The organism is Lysinibacillus sp. NPDC086135, assembly GCF_044746345.1.
Taxonomy (GTDB): domain Bacteria; phylum Bacillota; class Bacilli; order Bacillales_A; family Planococcaceae; genus Lysinibacillus.
Map to the genome: position 1 here is coordinate 86,421 of NZ_JBIVCA010000015.1, position 18,931 is coordinate 105,351.

The 18,931-nt window shown below is 35.8% G+C and carries 23 protein-coding genes and 1 tRNA gene; 10 read left to right on the plus strand and 14 right to left on the minus strand.

Annotated elements, in window-relative coordinates; genetic code table 11:
* Nucleotides 1-108 precede the first annotated feature (108 nt).
* The 6 genes from ACIPKN_RS18650 to ACIPKN_RS18675 all read right to left on the minus strand — a co-directional run bounded on the left by ACIPKN_RS18650 (nt 109) and on the right by ACIPKN_RS18675 (nt 6,081).
* On the minus strand, nt 109-1,134 hold the full coding sequence (locus ACIPKN_RS18650; protein WP_400938840.1) for a polysaccharide deacetylase family protein: 1,026 nt from the start codon (nt 1,132-1,134) through the stop codon (nt 109-111).
* On the minus strand, nt 1,122-1,868 hold the full coding sequence (locus tag ACIPKN_RS18655) for a hypothetical protein (RefSeq protein ID WP_400938842.1): 747 nt from the start codon (nt 1,866-1,868) through the stop codon (nt 1,122-1,124). The genes ACIPKN_RS18650 and ACIPKN_RS18655 overlap by 13 nt, the downstream gene beginning before the upstream one ends.
* Entirely contained in the window at nt 1,849-3,522 is a 1,674-nt protein-coding gene (locus tag ACIPKN_RS18660) for a GNAT family N-acetyltransferase (protein ID WP_400938845.1), read from the minus strand. Before ACIPKN_RS18660 ends, ACIPKN_RS18655 begins: the two co-directional genes overlap by 20 nt.
* A 1-nt stretch (nt 3,523) precedes the next feature.
* Nucleotides 3,524-4,618, minus strand: coding sequence for a glycosyltransferase family 4 protein (locus ACIPKN_RS18665; protein WP_400938847.1), 1,095 nt, complete (start codon nt 4,616-4,618; stop codon nt 3,524-3,526).
* Between the two features lie 47 nt (nt 4,619-4,665).
* Complete coding sequence (locus tag ACIPKN_RS18670; RefSeq protein WP_400938850.1) at nt 4,666-5,304, minus strand: sugar transferase; 639 nt, start codon at nt 5,302-5,304, stop codon at nt 4,666-4,668.
* Between the two features lie 333 nt (nt 5,305-5,637).
* Nucleotides 5,638-6,081: an SACOL1771 family peroxiredoxin gene (locus tag ACIPKN_RS18675; RefSeq protein ID WP_142509353.1), complete on the minus strand. Its 444-nt coding sequence runs from the start codon at nt 6,079-6,081 to the stop codon at nt 5,638-5,640.
* Between the two features lie 432 nt (nt 6,082-6,513).
* On the opposite strand from ACIPKN_RS18675, the gene ACIPKN_RS18680 reads away from it, so the two are divergent.
* Together ACIPKN_RS18680 and ACIPKN_RS18685 are read left to right on the plus strand one after the other, a co-directional pair.
* Entirely contained in the window at nt 6,514-7,194 is a 681-nt protein-coding gene (locus ACIPKN_RS18680; protein WP_400938852.1) for an NUMOD4 domain-containing protein, read from the plus strand.
* A gap of 330 nt (nt 7,195-7,524) precedes the next feature.
* A complete protein-coding gene (locus tag ACIPKN_RS18685) occupies nt 7,525-8,211 on the plus strand; it encodes a ZIP family metal transporter (RefSeq protein WP_400938957.1) in 687 nt (228 codons plus the stop codon).
* Between the two features lie 41 nt (nt 8,212-8,252).
* Here ACIPKN_RS18685 and ACIPKN_RS18690 read toward each other — a convergent pair whose 3' ends face one another.
* Nucleotides 8,253-9,281, minus strand: coding sequence for an S-layer homology domain-containing protein (locus tag ACIPKN_RS18690; RefSeq protein ID WP_400938854.1), 1,029 nt, complete (start codon nt 9,279-9,281; stop codon nt 8,253-8,255).
* 473 nt (nt 9,282-9,754) lie between these two features.
* Here ACIPKN_RS18690 and ACIPKN_RS18695 point away from each other — a divergent pair, with 473 nt between their 5' ends.
* On the plus strand, nt 9,755-10,411 hold the full coding sequence (locus tag ACIPKN_RS18695; protein ID WP_400938856.1) for a hypothetical protein: 657 nt from the start codon (nt 9,755-9,757) through the stop codon (nt 10,409-10,411).
* Between the two features lie 186 nt (nt 10,412-10,597).
* A complete protein-coding gene (locus tag ACIPKN_RS18700; protein WP_400938858.1) occupies nt 10,598-11,497 on the plus strand; it encodes a 3-hydroxyacyl-CoA dehydrogenase in 900 nt (299 codons plus the stop codon).
* 103 nt (nt 11,498-11,600) lie between these two features.
* Here ACIPKN_RS18700 and ACIPKN_RS18705 read toward each other — a convergent pair whose 3' ends face one another.
* The 3 genes from ACIPKN_RS18705 to ACIPKN_RS18715 all read right to left on the minus strand — a co-directional run bounded on the left by ACIPKN_RS18705 (nt 11,601) and on the right by ACIPKN_RS18715 (nt 12,776).
* Complete coding sequence (locus ACIPKN_RS18705) at nt 11,601-11,801, minus strand: hypothetical protein (RefSeq protein ID WP_400938861.1); 201 nt, start codon at nt 11,799-11,801, stop codon at nt 11,601-11,603.
* Nucleotides 11,802-11,804: 3 nt separating this feature from the next.
* Entirely contained in the window at nt 11,805-12,389 is a 585-nt protein-coding gene (locus tag ACIPKN_RS18710) for a sigma-70 family RNA polymerase sigma factor (protein ID WP_400938863.1), read from the minus strand.
* Nucleotides 12,390-12,533: 144 nt separating this feature from the next.
* Nucleotides 12,534-12,776, minus strand: coding sequence for a glutaredoxin family protein (locus tag ACIPKN_RS18715; protein ID WP_400938865.1), 243 nt, complete (start codon nt 12,774-12,776; stop codon nt 12,534-12,536).
* 122 nt (nt 12,777-12,898) lie between these two features.
* Between ACIPKN_RS18715 and ACIPKN_RS18720 the strand changes: the two genes are divergently transcribed.
* From ACIPKN_RS18720 to ACIPKN_RS18735, 4 genes are all read left to right on the plus strand, one after another.
* Nucleotides 12,899-12,969 (plus strand) — tRNA-Cys (locus ACIPKN_RS18720).
* Nucleotides 12,970-13,010: 41 nt separating this feature from the next.
* Nucleotides 13,011-13,184, plus strand: coding sequence for a YvrJ family protein (locus tag ACIPKN_RS18725; protein ID WP_016993736.1), 174 nt, complete (start codon nt 13,011-13,013; stop codon nt 13,182-13,184).
* 78 nt (nt 13,185-13,262) lie between these two features.
* Entirely contained in the window at nt 13,263-13,565 is a 303-nt protein-coding gene (locus tag ACIPKN_RS18730) for a hypothetical protein (RefSeq protein WP_400938867.1), read from the plus strand.
* 563 nt (nt 13,566-14,128) lie between these two features.
* Nucleotides 14,129-14,413: a hypothetical protein gene (locus ACIPKN_RS18735; protein WP_400938870.1), complete on the plus strand. Its 285-nt coding sequence runs from the start codon at nt 14,129-14,131 to the stop codon at nt 14,411-14,413.
* Between the two features lie 79 nt (nt 14,414-14,492).
* Here the strand turns inward: ACIPKN_RS18735 and ACIPKN_RS18740 are convergent, their stop codons facing one another.
* Nucleotides 14,493-14,990, minus strand: a complete 498-nt coding sequence (locus ACIPKN_RS18740) for a GNAT family N-acetyltransferase (protein WP_400938872.1) — start codon at nt 14,988-14,990, stop codon at nt 14,493-14,495.
* Between the two features lie 117 nt (nt 14,991-15,107).
* On the opposite strand from ACIPKN_RS18740, the gene ACIPKN_RS18745 reads away from it, so the two are divergent.
* Together ACIPKN_RS18745 and ACIPKN_RS18750 are read left to right on the plus strand one after the other, a co-directional pair.
* Nucleotides 15,108-15,680 carry a DinB family protein gene (locus ACIPKN_RS18745; RefSeq protein WP_400938874.1) on the plus strand — a complete coding sequence of 191 codons (573 nt, stop codon included), beginning with the start codon at nt 15,108-15,110 and terminating at the stop codon, nt 15,678-15,680.
* A gap of 29 nt (nt 15,681-15,709) precedes the next feature.
* On the plus strand, nt 15,710-16,048 hold the full coding sequence (locus tag ACIPKN_RS18750; protein ID WP_400938877.1) for a CHY zinc finger protein: 339 nt from the start codon (nt 15,710-15,712) through the stop codon (nt 16,046-16,048).
* 76 nt (nt 16,049-16,124) lie between these two features.
* Here the strand turns inward: ACIPKN_RS18750 and ACIPKN_RS18755 are convergent, their stop codons facing one another.
* The 3 genes from ACIPKN_RS18755 to ACIPKN_RS18765 all read right to left on the minus strand — a co-directional run bounded on the left by ACIPKN_RS18755 (nt 16,125) and on the right by ACIPKN_RS18765 (nt 18,914).
* Nucleotides 16,125-17,318 carry an alpha/beta hydrolase fold domain-containing protein gene (locus ACIPKN_RS18755; protein WP_400938880.1) on the minus strand — a complete coding sequence of 398 codons (1,194 nt, stop codon included), beginning with the start codon at nt 17,316-17,318 and terminating at the stop codon, nt 16,125-16,127.
* A gap of 313 nt (nt 17,319-17,631) precedes the next feature.
* On the minus strand, nt 17,632-17,925 hold the full coding sequence (locus ACIPKN_RS18760) for a hypothetical protein (protein WP_400938883.1): 294 nt from the start codon (nt 17,923-17,925) through the stop codon (nt 17,632-17,634).
* 137 nt (nt 17,926-18,062) lie between these two features.
* A complete protein-coding gene (locus ACIPKN_RS18765) occupies nt 18,063-18,914 on the minus strand; it encodes a pyridoxamine kinase (RefSeq protein ID WP_400938959.1) in 852 nt (283 codons plus the stop codon).
* Nucleotides 18,915-18,931 lie beyond the last annotated feature (17 nt).

The window sequence follows — 18,931 nt, forward strand, 5'->3', positions numbered from 1 at the left end:
ACATACTCCATTTACCCCTTTATACACAAAAAGTAGCAAACTAGGCAATTTTCTAGTTTGCTACTTTTTATGTTTGATTCAGTGGGGTTTTTTCACCCCTACTGATTATTAGTCTTCACCTATCGGGCTTTTGCGGGATAAAGTTTGGCAAATTTCTGCGACTTCGTACATCGTATAGCTTTGAAAGTTATATCGATTATGCAATTCCTGATAATACTGTAAAAGTTCCTCAAGCATAGCTAAATTTTTTTCGATATTCTTGCCAAAATTATGAGGATGCCACCATAAATGATAAAAAGCTTTAGACCTTGCAGCTGCATGCATACCCTCTTTTATACGTTGGACTTTTAAGCCTTCAAAAAATCGTAAAGGGCTACAATAGGGCCTTAAAAATGCACTTGAACGAATGTTAATAAAGGAATCCTTTTGCATTTCTTCTAGCGTTACTAGATGATTTCCCGTTATATTAACATAGCTATCCAGCCATTTTTTCGCACCTAATAGTCGACTTTTTTTCGTAAATTTTTGAGGATCGTACAACGGGTGTTTTTCATTTCCTCGATAGCATACAAACCCTACTTCCTTACATGCTGAAAAATATGCTTCATTCACTTGATTACGCGGAAAGACAATCGATTTCATCGGTCCAATATTTTCTTCACAAATCATAGCAGTAGCATGTAAATCTGCACGGAAATTTGCTTCAGTTTGTCCATTTTCTAAACAGTAAAAATGTGAAAATGTATGACTGCCTATTTCTTGATGTGGCGTACGTTTAATCTTCTCAATTAAGGATTTGCCGAAATGTAAAAGGTCCTCTTGCTCATTTTCTCCTACTTTTGCAAGTTGTGTATGTGCTGCGTAGCGCATGTTTTTATATTTTATTGGAATACCTCTTAAGTAGTGAGCCATTTCCGCTTTTGTTTCTGCAAACAATAGACCTACTGTTGCCCAAGTCGCATGAATGCCATACTGTTCAAACAACTCTAGTATTTTAGGCAATGCTTCACGGACGCCATATAAATTTTTATTGTATTGTCCGTGCTTAAATACATCGTGGACACCCCAATTTAGCTCAAAATCCAATGATATAACAAGACCTCCACGATTTACTTCAATGACTACTTCCTCCATTTTTGCACGCCCAGTAACAGTGCACGTATTTTGGATTGGGTAATGTAACCAGAATATACATCGACGACTTGTCCACCGAAGCCTAGTTTAAACGCACGAACATTTTGATCATCTGTCAGCTTCCCCATATCATATAAAACAAAGCCTTGCTCCTTTAAATGCAATAAATTATGCCATAGTAAGAACCGATTTGCATATCGAATTGGTCTTTTTAAATGCTCTGGCATTGATTGTGAATGACAAGTCGCTACATAATAGGACATCGCTTTTTTAGCGTATATAATATCGAGTCTATAGCATAGTGTTTGTCCACAAATACTGCGAATCTCAGACAACCATAGTGCTCCTTTATTTTTTAAAAGCGTAATAGCTTCCATTTGAGACTTACTAATTAGCTCGAGTTTTTTTCTTTTTGCGAAGTTATTATAAAACTGTTGAAAGGCTCGTAAATTGGCATCTGATGGTTCTTTATAAATAAAAACTTGATAGGACTCTTTTTGTGCACGTCGAAGAATTTTTCGATTACTTTCTGAAAGAGCAAGATACAATGATAACTCACTATCTGTAAGGTGAATATGAACCGTTTCACTTTTAACAAGCTTACGGCTTGGTACAAGTGAATTTGTATAGCCAATAACCTTCATTGATTTTCTAACATTGGCTGGCTTCTCTACGAAATAAAAATGCTGCATTGCGATATTCCATCGCTTACTTTTAATGGACAGAATGAACATCGCCCCCACTCTCTGTGTATTTTTCTACATGATTTCGCTCATAACGAGCACATTTAAAATGTTTCATTCGAGAAATACGTTTATAGCCTAGCTGCAATAATCGTTTACGCTTTCGCCATTGCCAAAATCTCGCAGTAACCCAAAGTGTTTGTGCAGGTTTCATTTTTTGGAAGAAGGCTGTAATAATATCGATATTTTTATAAACATCATATGTTAAAAAATATGTCTGCTTTGGCAATGCTTCAACAATTTGCAAATCATCTACACGCCAGTTCACCGCATGTAATGCAAACGCAGGTTTATTCGTTTCTGCATAAGAATCTTTGTAAATCGTGTATCCCTTATAAAATAGAGAAATAATTTCTTCCTTATCGAGTTGCATCGCCTCCTGTATCGACAACTCCTCAAACAAATCTCCTACAGGTCGTTGCGGTGTAACATTATCTGATGGGGATAATTCATACAAATTCACTTGCTTAAAACGAATAAATTTTTCTACGAATAGTTGTCCATATTCTAGCCAATTTTTTACTTTCCCATACTTTACTAAGTAACGTAATTGACCTAGAGTATTGCGTTTCCATTCCACGACACGATGATTGTCCTTTAAAAATTCCTTGAGCCGTTCCTTCAGCGTATAGCTACTCGCCAATAGCTTTGCTTGCTTCGTTCCACCGCTTACGAGCATGCGCCTCGTAAAATCAATATTAGAGCGCCAATCGAACTTATACGGCTCATAGCCAATACTCATATCGAACAAGCGATAGTTTTCAGAATACGTTCGCTTAATCGTTTCTTGATTCACTAATCTGCCAGGCCCAAATATATTAAATGTTGGCTCATGTGCAAGTGCGTAAGTTACATAACGTCCACGACAGCAAATTCCATATGTGAAGGCAATCCATTGGTCTTCAAAAACAAGTGCGTCTACCTCGACTTGCAATGCCTCCCCTTTAAGAAGCGTTAACTGTTCGAAAAAATCCTTTTTCTTCCCTTTCGTAAAATCACTTGTATCTATTTTTTTAGCCCATCGTCGATCAAATAATCTAAACATTTGCCAAAGTTCGTCTCGCGAAGGGATTTTCCTCGTTAATGAGCCTAATTTTCGTAGCTTCCGTTCTCTTCTATCCATACCATGCATTTTTCTACGTTGATTAAAGTAGTTAGGAATATCTACATCATGAAAGGCAAGATACGGAGTCACTACACGAAAAATACTTGGACGTAACTGCCTTTCAACAAAATATTGCTCAATGACTTTTGTAGAGTCTTTGCTTTCCAATAATCCATGAAATGAAAATAGTAGATGTTTATACTTTTCAATGAGCTGATCAAACACAAAGGTTGTAGCGGGCAACAGCCATTCTTTTTTCGCTACAACACCTGAATAATTCGCAATATTTTCTCCCGCAAAGGCATAAATTCGTACTCCCCATCGAAGTCGAACCATGAAGGGGAAAAAGGCAATGATAGTACCATTTTCTTCAACAGCATAGAGCTCGACACGCTCTCTTCGTCCAACAATTTGCCACCAGTTATAAAACCAAGCAAATTCTATAAATGGATTATCATTGTCCTCAGATGCTAAAATTTCATCCCAAATATCCTTGTACCACATAAGCTCATCATCAGTTCGAATGCGAATTAATTGCAAATTAATCACCTTTCTTAGCCGATTTTAAAACAGCCTGTTCGTAGATAAATAGCGTTTTCTGATACATTGGTAGAAACGTAAAATTCCTTAAAAAGCGGCGTTCACTTGCGTCCCCCATTTTTTGACGTAAGCTCTCATCTATTAACAATTGTTTAAGCCTGTTCTTTAGTAGATCTTTATCATCTCGATTAATTAAAAATCCATTCTCATACTCAGAAATTAACTCATTGACACCGCCCACATTCGTAGCGATAATTGGAAGTCCAGCTCGCATTGCTTCAATAATTGAAATCGGTAAGCCCTCCCAATCTGATAACAAGACAAATACATGACTTTCCTCAAGTAAGGATGTGACATCTAATTGATTGCCCAAAAATGAGACACGATCTATTAAACCTTTATCGGCAATAAATTCTTCTAAACTAGGGCGCAGTGAGCCATCACCGATCAATTGCAAGCGCCAAGGTACATCAGAAAGCTCCACTAAAGCCTCTAGCAATAAATCCTGTCTTTTTGGCACTTCAAAACGAGCAACCATCACGATTAATGGATGCTCCTCATTCTCTTTTATAGGTGCTACTTGCTTCTCTATTTGATCGATGCCATTATGAATCGTCAGCATTTTATGAGCAGGAGCAATTTTTTGCATTAATGCTAACTTGCGATCATATTCAGATACCGTAATAATTTTAGTTGTCAACGGCTGAACTGATTTTTCCATTCGACGATACATCCTCTTTTTTTTGTGCGGTACACCTTCTGTAAAACTCCAGCTATGAGCCGTAAAAACAGTTGGAATGCGTAAAAGCCTTCCTACTACACGACCAATTGCGCCCGCCTTCGATGAATGCGCAGCAATAATATCTGGTTGTATGTTTTTAAATGTTGCTCTTAATTGCCAAAAGGTCTGTAAATCCTTTTTTAGGTGAATCGCTCGCTGCATGGCTGGGATACTGATAACATCAATTTTTTCTTCTTGAAAGCGCCACAGTGACGGATCATAAAGGCCTGTTACAATAGTTACCTCGTGACTATCTTGCTTTAATTTTATGGCGAGTGCCTCCACATGCTTTTGCGCTCCTCCAATCTTATCCATACGTGTAATAAGCTGAACGATCTTCAGAACCTAACACTCCTTAATTTTTAATAAGCACCTGTTCTCGCTAAAACTACGAAAAGTGTTTTGATGATAATTTTAAAATCCATCCAAAAGGAATAACGATCAACGTATTCTAAGTCATATGAAATTTTTTGCCCGTGAGAAATATTAGAGCGGCCGTTAATTTGAGCTAGACCTGTTAAACCTGGCTTTACTTCTAAACGCCGTGCCTGTAAAGTGTTATAAGCATTTGTGATGGTTGGAACTTCTGGACGTGGTCCAACAATACTCATATCTCCTTTTAAAACATTAATGAGCTGTGGAATTTCATCAATACTGAACTTGCGAAGAGTGGCCCCAACTTTTGTGATTCGTGCATCCTGTTCAGTTTTAAAAAAATAATCATCCGGAATTCCGCCTGCACACATAGTAGGCATATTCACTGGAACTGCTTGTATGGTCATTGTCCGCAGCTTCCAAATAACAAAGCGCTGATGATCCTGTCCGGTACGGATTTGTTTAAAAAAAACAGGGCGGCCTGTGCTAATAAGTAAAACGAGGAATACTACTAACATAAGAGGGATGGTAATGAAAAGTAATAGGAGTGCCCCCGCAATATCAAAAATTCTTTTCCCGTACTGACTATAAAATTTAATAGTCTGAGCTGACTGCTCGTGCAACACATCATCCTTCGCATTTTTTTACCACTTAACTTTATATATTCATTTGGGACATTTATAGAACTACTTTTGAAGAAGCAATTCCATAATAATATGTAGAAAAAAGGTACATCACCATAACGTGGATTGATTTCCGTTCTGGTTAGGCGCTTTCTAGGGGATGTCGGGGAAACGATGTTTATTGCCCGAAAGTGAAGCGTCCGTCAATAAGACGTAAAGTCTTTACTCCAATCTGCCTACTAAAAATGCATACATGTAATAAATCAAAAAAGGAGTTATTTCAAAATCATTTTTGAATAACTCCTCATATTTAGCCATTAATAGAGATGTTCCTTTTTATCCTTGTATAATCTGTACTTCGCATGTAATTTGAACATTTCCTTTTAATGCCTTACTAATCATACATGTTTGTTCTGCCTTCTCAGCTAATCGATTAATTCTTTTTCGTTCTCGCTCAGATAAATTTTGTACAATAATTTTTGGCTTATGTAAAATTTTCTCATAAGTAAAAACACCGTTCGTGACATCAACAAAACCTTCAGCTTGCATAGACAAATCCAACACAGCAATCTTCGAATTTTCAAGTAATGTAGCCAGTGTAATTAAATAGCAGGTTGCTGCCGCTCCTAGCAGCATTTCATCAGGATTTGTCCCCATCCCTGGTCCATTCATTTCTCGAGGAATAGAAATTTTCGTATTTAGATTGTCTGCAACAATATTACCCGTCCCATTTCTCCCCTCCGACCATTGTAAATTCATAGTAAATAAATGTTGAACCATAAATAAATCCTCCTTTGATTATATTGGCTACGAGTAGAGCGCTTACCTTTGGGACATGAGCAGTTCTTTGCTCCATCACTTTACCCAATCAGTTTTCTTCGTTACCGGACCAATTCTATTATCTGCCTAATCAGCTTGCAAGGTTACTAGAACATTTCTACGTACAACTCCATTTCTCCCTTCGAAGGATTCTAATTTTTTAAAGTGATTTTATGGAAATGGAGGTTGATCGACTCCTTCGGGATCATCGTACGCCCCTAGAATAACGCCCAACCCAAACGGAAATCAACCCCACACTATAGCGACAAACGCAATCCTTCCCTCAGTCTAAAGAATTATCAGTGCAATAATGAAACATCCAATATTTAAGAAAAACAGTAAAACTGATTTTATGGTAAAATAGAAAAAACAATTCTTTAGGAGATTTTAAAAATGATTTTAACAAAGCAACAAGCAATACAAGCACTTAAAAAGAACAAATTTATCGGTTTTACTACTAAAACAGGAAATATTATTATAAGGAAGATGAATAAAACCGATTATAATATTTTTGTATTTGAAGAAGGCAAAGATAAACCAGTACGTTATGTAGGTTCTATTATGAACGTCATGGCGACAATGAGCGACAAAGCTTCTAACAAGGATTTCGTTATTGTGGAACAGCTTTCAACTCAAAATAAAGGAGAGGCTGAATCTGTAGAGAATGATGAAATCAAAGAAGTAGTGGAGCCTGCAGAGAAAGCTGAAATTAAAGAAACTGCTAAACCTGCAGAAAAAAATGAAGCCAAAGAAGCAAAAAAAGAAAAAGTAGAAAAAACAGCTGACTTCGATGAAGAAAGACGTGCTATTTCAGGTTACGAGGGCTTATATGATGTTTCGGCGAGCGGTCGGATCATTACAGTGCGTGAGAATCGCCCATTAGCTCGATGCAACGATGAATATGGTTTCCATATTGTTCGACTAACAAAAGAGGGTACTGCTTCAAGTCACAATGTATTTGAACTTTGGAAACAGGCATACCCTGAACTTGAACAAACTAATTTTAAAGGTGCCTTAAAAGCGAAATATGGTACAGGCTGCAAGCTAAGCGATAAACCGGGTATACACTTTTAACCCTCTTAGTGAGTGTCACGAAATTTTGCAGAAGCATAATTGATTTATAAACCCCGAACGTCGATGCATTGACGCTCGGGGTTTTTAAATTATGGAAAGGAACCTACTATAATTTGCGATTGATATCTATTCCGGTTTGATTACGCAGATTTCGATAATAAAGCCCCTAATAATAGATTTATCGATAAATTAATCTCTTACTTTTTAGTAATTCATACAACGGACCTTTTTCTAAAACTTACGACTATCATATTCGTTTCTACTTAGCATATATTTTTTAAAAACAGCTTAAAGAATATATAGGGTGGAGGAATTTTGCAGTTGAGCGCAATGATACTTGGTGGCTTTCTTTTTTTTAGTGCTAGCATTGGAGGAGCTCTAGCTTGGGTATTCTCTAGGCTATTCCAGCATACAACTCATGGATTATCATTATTATGTGGTGGATTTTTAGTTGGCTTACTTGTAGTAGACGTCATTCCTTCTTCTTTTCAAATATACAAATCATTTGGCCTGTTACTTGGCATTTTGTTGGGCTATTTAATGTTTGAAATACTTAATAGTTTATTTCACACTTCTCATACTCAAAATTCCTCAGTATCACTATTGGCAATCGCTATCATTATCCACACTATTCCGATGAGTCTTACTATCGGACAGTTGTTAGGGAAAGCCTCATTAAGTATTGCTATTACAGCTTCTATTATTCTACATCATCTACCAGAAGGCTTTGCACTTTCTACAGCATTATTATCACAAGGAGAACGGCTTTGGAGACTCTTTATTTATTTTATAGCATTTTCGATTTTCTTTAGTGTTTTCATACAGATTGGTCAATATTGGGAGTTATCTGATAAGGCACAAGGCGTACTAATGGGCGTATCGATTGGGTTAATCGCAACAGCCAGTATTTCAGAATTTATTTTGCATCATATTCGTTCAGTATCAATAAAATCAATTATAGCATTCGTTTTATTAGGTTATTTATTAAGTCACGTATTTCATATGCTAGTCGAATAAAAAAGCAATCCACCCCATATTGTGGATTGCTTCTTTTTTAATTACTTTTCGTCACCAATTAACATAAATGTTAGTGATAAGATTTTAGCGAACTGTGCACGTGAAAGATTACCTTTTGGATTAAATTGACCGTTTGCTCCATCAATCACACCTAATTGCTTTAATAATCCGATTGATTCAACAGTTTCCTTACGCATTTGGTTTTTGTCTGCAAATGGGTTATTTTTGCTAACCTTACTTACATCAAATTCCATTCCTTCTAAGTATCTTGCAGTTACAAATGCCATTTCCTCACGTGTAACAGGTTTATACGGCTCAAAATTAACACCATCAAAAATATCAATTATGCCATATTCCTCTAAAATCGCTACTTCCTTCGCACCCGGGTATTTTGCCAAATCTTTATATGTAGCAGGACCTTCATAATCTTCCTTCACATCTAATCCTGAAGCACCGAAAATCATAGTAACTAATTGTCCGCGTGTTACTTGACCATTTGGATTAAATGTTGTAGCAGATGTACCCTTAATAATGTCTAATTGGAACAATAATTGGATATAGCCCTCTGCCCAATGTCCAATAGTATCCGTGAAGTAACCACCTGGTTTTAACACAAGATCATTTTCCTTAATTGATCCAATAAAATCATTCAAATCCTCATCAGCAAAAGCTTGCCATTTCCCTTCAGCATAAACTTCCGCCTTAAATGCATTTCCAGATGGAGTAAATCTCATTTGAATAGAGTCACCGAAAAGCTCTTTAAATTCTTTTTGTTCTTGTGCACTCATTTCAGTAGTTTTCAATAGTGCTTGTAACGAAATCTTTACTGTCATATTATTTTTCGTCGTTACTAATGTCATCTCTTTATCTTCATAAGATAATTTAGAAATTACTAGTGTTTTATAAAGATCTTGGTATGTCATCGATTGCGCTTGTTTAGTCGCTGCAACTGCCTGTTTCGGATGGATAATACTAGAAACATCTACAGTTTCTTGAGCATTTGCTTGTAATCCAAAACCTCCTGTAAAACATGCAATACTAAGTGCACCAGCTAAAAACGTCTTTTTCATTATACTTGCCCCTTTCCATTCATAAATTCAGTGTACTAAAACAACTGTTAGTAAATCTATAAAAATATGTAAATTATTCAAAATTATAAAAAAGTCCTATTTTCTTAAAAATACAAAATTACTAAATCTCCAAAAATATCAGGAAGTATATTACATAATTTTTACAATGCATCAGGTACTTTTTACAATAAATCCAATGAAATGTACCATTATTCTTCGTTTAGAATAAACACCGTATCATAAATATGCTTTATGCCTCTTTTTATTTATGCAGAAAAATTAGTAAATCTTGTTTTTTCTTTAGTAGGTATAAAGTAGATAGCCAACACTAATTCATGCTCTTTAAATTGAAAAAATCAAAGGGTTTTCTTTGCGTGGAAAAAAATTCAATGTTAAGTATAGTTCTATTTTATTCTATATATTAAAATATTTGATATATAAAGATTTCTATCTAAAGAAAGGAGTTTTAGTACTTGGTAAATACTCTTGTAAATATATTTGTCCTTATAACTCTCTTCAGTATTGTTATAGCAATTGTTTTTCTTCTTCTTGCAGTGATCAATTTCATAAAGATGGATAAGATTAAAGCACTGAAAATGTTGAAATTAACCGCGATCCCCATTATCATTATGATTTTTTGTATGATAGGATTTTGGGATATTTCCCCTGAATACAAAGCAAATAAAGAAAAGATGACTATTACATATGAAGAAAAACCAGTAGCTAAAGTAGAATCAACAGAAGATGCAACTTGGCAGACTAAAGTAAAGGAGGTTGCTTCTCTTAATAGCACTTCTTCTAAAAAGTTCGATACAATTGAAGCCTACGCTAAAAAGTATCCCGCTACAAAGACTGAAATCAAAGAATTCGAGGATTACATGAAAGCCGAATATAAAAATAAAAAATATTTGGCAGACGTACAAAATAATGAATATATGCTAGAAAATATTTTTAAGGCATATGTAGTGAATAGATACTATGGGGAAGAAGAAACGCCAATCAATGATTTTGTCTTTGGATTTTATCAAAACGTTAATTATACTTTTAAGGGACTTGAATCCATTAATAGTCATGCAATAAAATATAATGAACGCCAAATGAACAAAGCATTAGCGTCTATTGAACATTAAATGTCACTCTCTCGGGTGACGTTTTTTACTTTTGGGGAAATTAATGAAGTCGTTATATTATTATAATAATTGAGGCTTTCATTTGATTTTTCAATATTAGAAGAAGTAGTATGGAGGTGTAACAAGGGATACAGCACATACCCATACAATTATATTAATGTAGCAATTTCGAAGGAGGAATTTAGGATGAATTATCAAAATATTACAGTTGCAGGTAGCGGTGTTCTAGGTAGTCAAATTGCTTATCAATCAGCTTTTAAAGGATTTAATGTAACAGTATACGATATTAATGATGAGGCCTTAACAAATGCACAAGATCGTATCACAAAATTAAAACCGTTATACCAAGAAGACTTAGGCGCGACGCAAGAAGAAGTTGATGCTGCATATGCACGTTTATCATTTAAAAGTGATTTATCAGAAGCGGTTGCAAATACCGATCTTGTGATTGAGGCGATTCCCGAAGTTGTTAAAATTAAAACGGAATTTTACACAAACCTTGGCAAAGTTGCCCCTGCTAAAACAATCTTTGCGACAAACTCATCTACATTATTACCGAGCCAATTTGCTGAAGCAACTGGTCGTCCAGAGAAATTTATAGCGCTTCACTTTGCAAATACGATTTGGAAAAACAACACAGCCGAAATTATGAAGCATCCAGGCACTGATATGAAAGTGTTCGATGAAGTCGTAGAATTTGCACGTGCAATCGGCATGGTTCCACTTCCATTATATAAAGAACAACCAGGCTATATTTTGAATTCATTACTAGTTCCATTTTTAGATGCTGCTGAATCACTATTAGTAAAAGAAGTAGCAGACCCAGAAACAATCGATAAAACATGGATGATTGGAACAGGAGCACCACTAGGTCCATTCGCCATCCTTGACATTGTCGGCATTAACACTGCATTCAACATTGTAGAGGCAAAAGCCGCTGCTACAGGTAATGAAAACTTTAATAAACTAGCCAACCTCTTAAAAACAGAGTATATCGAAAAAGGCAAACTAGGCCGCGCTACAGGCGAAGGGTTCTATAAATATCCAAACCCTAACTTCGCAAAGCCTGATTTCCTAAAAGGCTAATTAATAAAACGATGTACATAGTGTCTTCACTATGTGCATCGTTTTTTATTTCAAGGCGGAATTTAGGTTGCGGGTAGTCACTCGAAACAACCGGGTATAAAGTTCACGAGAAAAAATCCCAAAAACTAGGTGCATCCTGAAATTCTACTGTTGCAAGCTTCTCTATAATTTTCAATTTAATTTCTTGTTCCAAGTCTTCCCTTTCCTGAAAGTCTGTATTGTGCAAACATTGTTTTATTTTCGGTATGAAATTCTCTATAATCGTTAGCGTCTCCTCATTGTATTGATTTTCTAAAATCGTCATATATTATTCCCCCTTTTTGCTGAGTGTAGTTTTGAGTTTATTTAAAGCCTTCCTATGAAGGTTTGATATATTCTGCGGTGTAGTTTGTAATGTGTGAGCTATTTCTTTTATAGAAAGCTCTTTTACATAAATCATCTCTAATATTTGAAGTTGTTTAACCGTTAGTTTTTGCAAAGACTTTAAAAGCAATTCATCTTCAATATTGTCAAATAATCCTCCATCAACTATATGATCCAGTTCAATTTCGACGCTTGCATCTTCTATTAGCTCTTTCGCAGTCGTGCCACCTTCTTCTGATAAGCCCTTATCTAATATTAATAAAGCACGATTTTGTAGCCTTCTCCTTTTTTTATCAAAATCTAAGCTAAAAAAATAAATTAAATTACTGACATATTTGATTTTCCTAACATTTATATAGTGAGATTGGAAAGATTCATCGACAAGTTTCTTATTTTGTTCGGTTGGATATAAGATCGCCTTTTGCACCAAATAAAGATTATTGGAATCCGACAAAAAGCTTTTTATGATTGGATTGTTAACCTGCGCATTATTTCTATAGAAGAATTCCTCTATTTTTTGTTTCTCCATTTAATTATCCCTCCAATACTTCCGCCTTCTCTCTATTTAAAGTGAATGTTGTATCTATATTATAAACTAAAATAGGAACAAATGTTCTTAAAAAGAATAAAAAAAACACCTTTTATACAAAAAAGGTGATTTAATCCAACTCTTTCAAATATCTAAAATAGCTTTTATTTTTTCTGGCTGATAACCAATAATTCTCTCCACTTTATGATCAGCGACTATTAAAGTAAATGGGATAGCACTACTATTAAAATGCTTAAACTCCTTTAATACGTGCTCTTCATTAATATCCTTATTGGTATACGTAATATTATTTTCTTCTAACCATTCCTTTAACCTAACACAATATTGACATTCCTCGCTTGAATATACCGTTATATCATATTTCATCTTAAAGACCTTAAAGAGGTCTAAAACATAAGAAATGGAAACCATGACAAAATAATATTTTTTTACAGGAAGGTTGTTTTTATTACAGAAGGATCCTCTTTACATAGTACAGTTACAATTTTGATGATATAGCCAAGCGGTAAGGCAAGGGTCTGCAAAACCTGGATCCTCGGTTCGAATCCGAGTATCACCTTATATTACTAATTTGGAGTAAGAGGGAGGGTGATTTACATTATGACACCAGAAAATGTTCCAATTTGGATTAGCCTAATAGGAAATTTTGGATTCCCTATTGCCATTACAGTCTATCTATTCATTCGCTTTGAAAGGAAAATAGATAAATTAGAAGCGGTTATCATGGAGTTATCGGAAGTTATAAAATCTCTTAATTACAAAAAAGGAGGGTGAACCACATAGAAATTGAAAAATTAATGGCGGGTGTTCAAACATCTGCTAAAATTTAAATGAAGGGTGGGAGGGTCTAAATTGGGAATTGGATTAGTTGCTTTGGGGTTAGTATTAGTACTAGGAATAGCTATTATGATAAGTCTTGGTAAATCGAGTAAAAAGAAATATATAATTTTGGGAATAACTATGATGTTAGTAATTGCTCCTTTATTCTCAGGGGTTGTTTCTATTCTGTATGGGAGATATGAAGGTGAGGGATTTGCGGCGGTCGTACTAATGATGGTCATGTTTCCACTTCTATTTTTAACGGGACTTGTGCTTCTTCTTTTAGGAATTTTTAAAAAAGGGAAAGCTAAAGCTATTAAGCCAACGGATGCGTAACAGCTTTTATTGCTTTTATATGACTTTCATTTGACGCTTATATTTATTATTGTGCAGGTAATTGACTTACACTTGCATTTCCTACTAACTCGCGTTAGTGGGTGTATTATTTTGTCTTTCGCTTTCGATTTTGACCAGCATATAATTTATTGCTAAAAAGGTTATCTTTTCTGTATGATTGTAAATAATGGAAGGGGAAATTTATGATAGCCTACAGGAGAATTGCTGTACTATATTTTCTTATTATGTTCCTTAGCATTTTTATTGCAACACAAATGAACAGTATATTAACCGGTGTATTGGTTCTTGCTTTTTTGTATTGGTTGTTTATTGGTTTTCCTTATTTATTACAAGAAAAGGTAAAGTTTTTCGAGATATGTTGGAATTGGTTAACGAAAGGTGGAAGAATAGGTCCTAGAAACTAAAGATTTACACATTCATTTTACTGAATATTCAGATTAATGAACCGAGTAATGTGATCAAATCCTGGAAGCTTACATGCTTTATCAGATTTTTATTTTAAGCATACTATACAACTATAAAGGGATCGATTGGAGGCAATTATGATTAGCAACATTAAAATTGCAAAGGTCAATATTGCGCTGGCAATTTTACTTGCGTTAGGTATCACCTATAATTATTTTTACAATCATGTACCAATTCAAATTGAACTCTTAGGCAATTTAGGATTTTGGTTAGTATTCCCATTATCAATCATCAATATAGTACTGAGCTTAAAGCTACTGAAAAATAAAACGGGTAATGCTAGTAGCTACGTCACTTTTACGATTGCTGTCATTATTTTAATCATTGCTTTATTCTATTTGTTTCATTGGACCACGCCATAAAAATCAAAAAACTCCAAGGGTAAAAGCTCTTGGAGTTTTCGCTTTAGCTTATTTCAGTGGCTGCATCCACTGAAATAAGTTATAGATACAAAGCCATATAATCCTCATCAAAATATTGCTGACCTATTTTTAATGCCCTCTTCTCCGTTCCAAAAACCTCAAACCCTAAAGAAGAATACAGTCCTTTTGCTGAAGCATTCGTTGACACAACCGTTAGATGAAGCTGTTCAACTCTCTTTAACTCCCTCGCTTTGTTAATTGCTTCGACCATTAAATGCTTACCAATACCAAGCCCTCGCTTTTTCGGAGAAACATACACCGCAAAGATGCTCGCTTTATGCTTTAACTTAAGCTTACTTTCCTGCACTAACGTCGCAACACCCACTAATTCTTCCTGATCAAATACCCCTATCGTATAAGCCCCCTGTGATTCAAATCTGCTGGCAAACAGCTCAATCGGATTATCCTTTTCCTCCTCAAAGCTAGAGCCAAATGCCTCAGGATTATTTTGTAGCGCTTCTAATCTTAAATTCCGATAGGCTTCAGCGTCTGCAGCTATTAAAAGTCTACTATTCATTTTTATCCCTCCTACGATACTTTCCATTTTTATCGCCAATTCTTAATAGTATTTTATGTACTTCCACAAGATAATTCCCTAAAATGGAAATAACAGCACAAAGAAGAATGTTAAAATATGAAATCTAACAGTATGGCGCATCATTTTCATCTATTACAAGAGCAGCGAATTCACTACGTATCTTGCATTCATTCACTCCCACAGGAACAACTATGGCACCGCGATAAAGAAGGAAAATGGTCTATCGGTGAACACTTCTATCACCTTTATCTAATCTTAAAAATGCTGAAAACAGCAACAAAGTTTTCCTTACTACTGACGCCTTACGCAAAAATGCGAAGAAACAAGCCTTTCGCTACAGAAATACATGATATATACGAGGAATATAAAAACAAAAAAGGAAGCGGCATGAGAGCTCCAGGAATATTAGTGCCCCCCTCTAAAATTCGTTTTATGCTAAGCAGCAACGAAATCGAACAATTACTAGTAAACGAAACGAGTGTAATGCAAGAATTAGTAAAAAATATTGAGAAGGATATTGCCGGGCATATTGTCTTTCCAGATCCCATTGCTCACTACCCTAACCTTATTCAATCTATCCAGCTACTTGCCATCCATGAAAAGCATCATTTTACAATAATGACGGAGCAATATAATCGATTGATTGCATCTAGTGAAGTTTTAATTTAAGCGTTTTAAAATGAAAAGAGGTTTGAAATATGAAGATTCTAGGAAATATTATTGATGATCAAGGAAGATGTAAACACTATTTTAAAAAACAAGATACCATTTCAATTAAATTTAAATGCTGTAGAGAGTATTATCCTTGCTATAAATGTCATGAGGAAAATTCAAATCATAAAATTCAGCCATGGAAGAAAGAGGACTTTCATGAAAAGGCAATATTTTGTGGTGTATGTAAAAGTGAATTAACGATTCATGAATATATGAATCACACAAGCTGTAAACATTGTCATACTCTTTTCAATCCAAATTGCAGTAAGCATTTTCATATATACTTTGAGACGGATAATAATAATCCTACATGTACTTTCTAATTATAAAAGCCTTTGAAGAATGATTAATTCCTTCAAAGGCTTTTCCTATTACCATAACAGGAGCTACGCGTAATGATTATTTATTATATTTTTGAAGAAATACTTTTACTTTCTCCTTGGCAAATTGCGTGCTCAAACTACCTGGATTTGCATCAAAGCCATGATCGACCTTTGGAAGAAGATAATGTTCATGCGCTACACCGCTTGTAGTCAGTTTCTCACCCAAGACGTTTGCCTGCTCTACAGGAACAATACGATCATCCGTCCCTAAAAACATAATAGTTGGTGGCGTATGTTCCTGGATATAGCTTATAGGGGAAAGCATCTTATAACGCTCAGGGTAATCGGATGGTGAACCTCCAATGTACTTAGCCATAACATCTTGGACATAACTCTTACTTGGATTGTTCTTGTAAAACGCAGTCATATCTGACGGCCCATACATGTTAATCACTGCCTTGATCGGTACATCCGGAACATCCGTTGATGGCGGTAAATGCTTATCTCCCATACTATATGCAGCAAGCATAGCTAGATTTCCCCCAGCAGACTCTCCCATTAAAATAATTCTATTCGAATCAATCTTATACGTATCTGCATTTTGCACGATCCAACCAATCGCCGATTTAACATCCCCTACTTCATCTTTCCAACCTGCTTCAGGAGGCATACGATATCGGACATCAAAAACAGTGTACCCTTGATTATTCATCCACTGATTCCAGTCTTGCACTTGGCCTTTATCCCCACTTACCCAACCACCCCCATGCACTTGAACAATGACAGGTGTTAAAACATCCTCTGATTTTTTCTTCGCTGGCCACACATCAAGCTTTAGTTCAATGCCGTCCGTAGTTTTCCCATACACCACATCTACACTAGGCTTTGTTGAGATATTTTGTTTATAGAAAAAATGTGAACTAAGAGCAACCGATACATTCTCGCTTTTAGCATAGCTTTTCATATTACTAATTGGCTGCACAGTTAAAAACATTAATAACAACAAAATAGGAAATAACACTGTAAGAGCAATTAAGGTTTTCTTCCAAAAAGAAAGAGCTAATAAAACTATTAGTATTAATGCTGTAACTACTAGAATAATCGGAAATATAGAAACTCCCCATGCAAGTAGACTCATTATTTTATCCATATTACTCGGATTAAAAATATAGTAGGCCACTATAATAATAATAAAACATACTATCACAGAGAGGATTGTGAGTAGCCACTGAAGAAAACCTCTAGGTCGCCAATTTGTTGTCTGATTCATTTTTAAAACCTCCCCTATTCTAAAGAACTTCACCCGTGCGATGGTTTAATATATACGATATGTTATTATCATTCCCATTTAAACATGCAGCCCCAAGTTCATCTAGTAGTTTCAATTTTGTCACCACATGTTAATTCTACACGCATAAATCATACTTGATATTTCAAAAAATGCCCGCAACCATTAATCTTGGCTACGGGCTGTTCACTATTTCATTGAATAAATTGAGAAAGTGCCATGTTTTAGAAGGGTAGAATGCTTAAGCTCAGTCAAAAACTGCATAAAAAAGAGCCGAAAAGATTCGATTCGGCATTTATTCAAACATTCCTATACTGAGCTCCCTACAAAATGATTCTATCGTGTCACGCTCTTCTTTTGGCAATGCTTCGTACTCAACCAGATATTGTGCTGAAAAGTCTTCTAGCTCCTTATAACTGACTTCTCTTGTCAGGACGATTCCATTGACCTCATTAGCCAATTCGTTTGCCGCCACAATATCCGTAAACGTAAAGGCTTGTTCTTCGTCATCCGTAAATGTAAGAAGGTCAATTTCCCCCTGGTAATAGCGATTATCTACTTGCACTACATAATATCTAATTGAATCCATTATACACCTCCCTAATTCATGATTTTCATTATTACCTGTTTACTAAAAATCCATCCCTTATCAATTCGCACGGGCGTTACCTTCAATAAACTGATGAATATCCATGTCACAACGCAGTTATAAAAACCCTGACATTGCTAAAGCAGCATTCGTAAAAACGTTTCAAAGTTCACGCCTGCTTCACGTGGAATTTGCGCTTTTGATGTCGCTTCAATTGAAGCAGCCAAAAACGTCTCGGCAAGCTTCATCGACTCAACTAAATCCTGTCCGCGCATCATGCCACCCATAATGACGGATGCAAACAAATCACCTGTGCCTGAATAGCTCTCGCCGTTGTATTCTCGGATACTAGAAAACGAACGATGTGCATCGACATACATATTGCCTACATAGCGCTTATTCGCGTCTGCTGGCGGCGGATTCAAACCGGTAATTATAACGTTCGCTTTAGTTTCCTGCTGCAGCTGATGGCCCGCTTCCTCTATCGCCTGAATATAATCTAAATCGTCCTGATAGCTCTGTAGCTTCTCGTATGACAATCCCGTAAGCAAGCAACATTCTGTAATATTTGGCGTAATAATATCTGCACATTTCACTAGCGCCTTCATACGATCAAGCAACTCGCCTGTATACATTTTATAAACCTCGCCCAAATCGCCCATTACCGGATCGACAAGCAGCGTTGTTTCACTCGAGTGGAAGACGTTTAAAAACCGAAAGATATTATCGATTTGCTCCTTCCCTGTCACAAAACCTGTGTGAATACCATCAAAGGTTGCTCCAAGCTTGCTCCACTCATCCACAAAGTAGTCCATCTTTGACGTTAAATCCTCACAATAAAAACTTGAATACCCTGTTTGCGCGGTTAATATTGCAGTTGGTAATGGCACCGCCTGAACACCCATCACTGACAGCACAGGCATCGCAGCCGTTAACGAGCACTTCCCAAAGGATGACATATCCTGAATTACAGCAACTTTTTTCATCATACTCTCCACCTAACTAA